Annotated in this window: 2 protein-coding genes and 1 pseudogene; all 3 read right to left on the minus strand. The window is 44.0% G+C overall.

What is annotated here, in order from left to right; translation table 11 throughout:
- A partial coding sequence (locus ACLQ6D_RS02290) for an aminotransferase class I/II-fold pyridoxal phosphate-dependent enzyme (protein ID WP_411725641.1) occupies positions 1–423 on the minus strand: 423 nt, incomplete at its 3' end.
- Positions 424–537: 114 nt separating this feature from the next.
- Complete coding sequence (locus tag ACLQ6D_RS02295; RefSeq protein ID WP_411725642.1) at positions 538–3345, minus strand: BPTD_3080 family restriction endonuclease; 2808 nt, start codon at positions 3343–3345, stop codon at positions 538–540.
- A gap of 9 nt (positions 3346–3354) precedes the next feature.
- Positions 3355–3935: pseudogene (locus tag ACLQ6D_RS02300) on the minus strand (hypothetical protein); the annotation flags it as partial.

Raw genomic sequence — 3935 nt, forward strand, 5'->3', positions numbered from 1 at the left:
CAGTTCAAAGGTATCGGGAAGCAAAGGGATATTGATAAAGTCCAAGCCTAGCGACAAGCTGATTTGCTGGTACATGACAAAACTTGGCTGTGCCGACAACACACTTGCATTTGTTGGCAAAGCCATCAGCAACATTTGGATAATTTCATCGGAACCGTTTCCTAGCAACACTTCAAAGGAAGCCGGGATTTTATATAGCTCCTTGATTTTTTGGGCTAGTTGCCTTGCTTCAGGATCAGGATAACGGTTTAATTCGCACGTTTTCAGCGTCTCCAACCAGCTTTGGACAACATCATCCGGCCAATTGTAGGGATTTTCCATGGCATCCAGCTTGATGAGCCCGTCCGCATCGGCAACGTGATAAGCCGACATCGCCAACACTTCTTTGCGGAAAATGGCGGCAGTTAAATTGTCTGAAGTCATTATTATGAGATGAGGTGCAACTTGAAAGCTGCAAAAATGAATAAAGCAATTTTTCGATGTTCAAATTGCGGTTTTAACATTGCATTTTAACATAGCCTTATACTGAAAAAACGGCTATGCGATCTGACAATTTCTGATATTCCTCAATAAATCAGACGGCTCAAAAGACACAGCCCAATGCCATCGACCAAACCCGCCATATTCATTAACAGCATTCACCCATTCGTTTAAAAACTCGCGTTTGGTTCGATCTTGCTGTGTGTCTTTTCCCTTAACTTCAAGCACAAGATGTTCACCATTACTCAAACGGATAATAAAATCCGGGTAATACTTTCTGATTACACCTTTAAAGTTATAAAAAATGACAAAGCCTAAATGGTCATTTTTTACAAAAGAACGCACGGATTCTGATTTTTCTAAAAAATAGGCTTCGCTGGCTTCCCAAGTGCTGTCATAAACACAATGGCTGATATGGGATTTTTTTAACCACTCACACGGTTTGCTGGTGTGCCACGTTCGCACATTGGCGGTTGAACGTATTGAATGTTCCTTATCGAAAACAACGGTTAATTTTTCGGTATTTTCCGCTCTTATCTCCGTCCAGATATGCTGAATGATTTTGTTCATATTCAGTATGATTAAAATCTTACGTTTGGCTTTATCGCTATGAACATCATCATGTTTGATTTTGATTTTTTCTGATTGAATAAATGCCTCGACCAAGCGCACCAATTGGGCAAGGAACACCTCTTTATTCCCTTTCCAATCCGGTTTCTTTTCGGCATTGTAAATCGTTGATGCCACCTGAAAAATAATCGTCTGGATTCGTGTTTCTTCCGAAATTTTCTCCAAACCGATTGCCGCTTGCACTTTATCGTTAGGCTTACCTGCGACTATTGCTGATAACTCCGCCTTAGTAATTGATTCGTAGGGATCAAGTTCTAAGGTTTTGACCTTATCCCAATCCAACACCAGCATTGTTTTGTAGACAGAATCAATCCGCAAGACATTTGGAAAGGTAATTTCGTGTTCTTGCTTTTCGGGTACTGGCTCAATTGTCGTTTTAGGTGATGGCGGCGGCGGCGGGGTATCGCCCCCTTCATGTGGTAAGAAGGTAAACGGTACGCCAAAAATATTGACATACTCAGGTTCTAACAATCCTTCCTCGTTAACGTCATAGGATACCCTGCGTAGACCGCGCCCGATGACCTGCTCGCACAACAACTGGCTGGAAAATGCCCGTAATCCCATGATATGGGTAACAGTCTTGGCATCCCAACCTTCCGATAACATGCCTACCGACAATACATTTTGAATCTGTTCGCCCAACTGCCCCATTTTGCCGATGGTATCGACTGTTAACCGTAGTTTTTCTCCCTGTTGTTTTTTGGTTAATTTTGGCGTTGATTCTTCTACTTCGCCCTCGTTTTCAATTTCAAATAATTCGGGTTCACTTTCAGACTCTGCGTTTTCCAGGACTTTGCTATCTATTTGTAATAGCCTTTCTGGGTTAGCTAATTCCTTAATATGAATCTGTTTATGGTCAAACGCATGTTTTATCCGGGCGGATGTTTCCGTGCGGTTAGCAACAGTAATCATCACGGGCGGTACGGGATGACCTTCTTGTTCCCATATCTCTTTTGTTTTTTCCCAGTCTAAACCCAGCAAATAATAGGCATTAAGCAATAAGTCAGGTAAGGGTTCTGTTGCTTCCGCACTGCGGTTGATGTCGTCCCTAACCTCATCATCCATATAGATATGATAAAGCCGCGATTTCAATTCTTTGGTGACGATACTGTCATCCCGCACCACGACCCTGGGCGTTTTCACCAAACCGGATTCAATCGCGTCATTCAAACCGAAATCGGATACGATCCATGAAAACAAGGCTTCTTCATTGGCTTTTTTTCCGGAAGGCGCAAACGGGGTTGCCGATAAATCAAAACAGCGCAAAATACCGCGTGTAGCATTAATTCGGTCTAATCCGCCTACCCAAATCGTGCTTTCTTCGATGTCTTCTTTTTTTACGCCCTTGATTTTGCTTTCAGCAGGTACACGCCAAGCATGGTGTGCTTCATCGTTAATGACAATAATGTTCCGGGCATTTGCCAACTCACCCAAAACTTGTTTAGCGTACACCGTACCGCTTAATTCCATGCGTTGGCGTTTATCCACTGAACGCAATTGCCCTTTGGCAACTTTGCTATCAATCTTGTCTTGGGTATCCCAAGCTAAGGTATGCCAATTGTGAATGATGATTTTCCCTTGCCTTAATTTATCCATTAAATCGACTGGCACGATATTGAACAGTCCGTAATAATTTTCTTCGTGCGTGGGCAACAGCACTTGCAAACGGTTTTTTACGGTTAAATTCGGCGCGATTATTAAGGCATGTTTGCTGAAACGGGTATCGTTGGGATAAGTGACTTTATTCAAAAACTGCCATGCAAGAATCATGGACATGATGATAGTCTTGCCCGTACCCGTTGCCATTTTGTTGCCCCAACGCTCAAACGCGCCGCCATCGCCTATGATGCCAATGCCAATTTTTTCGGCGGCGGGTGCTTCGGTTAACCAGATAAGGGTTTCAATGGCTTCTATTTGACAAAAGAAAAACTGGTGTCCTTCTCGCTCGCTGGGGTCTATCCAATGCTCCAATAAACGCTTGGTTATGCCTGTAACGCCAGCATAACCCGCTTCGCGCCATGATTTTATACGTGGGCGTATTTGATTGACCAAGGCAATTTCAACAAACACGCCTGGGTCATCAAAACCCTTGGTGTTGGGCGTAGCCATAACATAACCCGCAGGGCGGCGGCCTTCATTAATAGAAAAATCCCGTGTTTCCCGTTCGTAATGCCAATGTTGGGCAGGTTCAGCGTAAGGGCTGTTGATAATGAGCTTGTCGATGGTTTGCGCCATTTCGCCGCCTTACAGCTTAAAAACACGCAAACTTTCTATGCCGCGATCATCAATAATCTTAACCGCAATCTTTTCGCTCTTTTCAAAAGGCAACGACAATGTACCGCTAAACGCTTCGATTTTTTCTTCGTCAATTTCAGCTTTCAGGTTTTTCGCCAGCCTGTCCCAACCTTCGCCACTGCCAGCCATCGGGAAAAACACTTGTTTAGGGAATAAGCTGCGCCCGTTATAATCGGTATCGAGCAACCACATGGCGATATTCTTCTTGCCGCCGCTTTCAACATTGCCGGTTTTTGGGTTGTAATAATCAAAACCTAACACTTCGACTTGTATCTTGCCATCATCCAAGTGATGGACGTGCGCTTCCGGCTGGCCGATCAGCCAAAAACTTTCGTTGCTGCTGCGTTTTTTACGCAAATCATCGGTGAATAAATCCGCATTCATTTGGGCTTTCAACAACTGCATTCCGGCAATTTCCGGTGTGAGTTCGTCTATGTCTTTGGCCGCTTCCTCATCAAATTGAAAGGCGCAAAACAACAACATATCCGGTTTCAGGTGCTGCGCTTCCTGCCAGGCGTTTTCTACCGTAC

The sequence above is a fragment of the Methyloglobulus sp. genome (assembly GCF_046714055.1).
Classification (GTDB): domain Bacteria; phylum Pseudomonadota; class Gammaproteobacteria; order Methylococcales; family Methylomonadaceae; genus Methyloglobulus.

What these genes read in the sequence shown, in the direction of transcription:
- ACLQ6D_RS02295 (WP_411725642.1), bottom strand. Translation starts at nt 3,345, where the DNA reads ATGGCGCAAACCATCGACAAGCTCATTATCAACAGCCCTTACGCTGAA.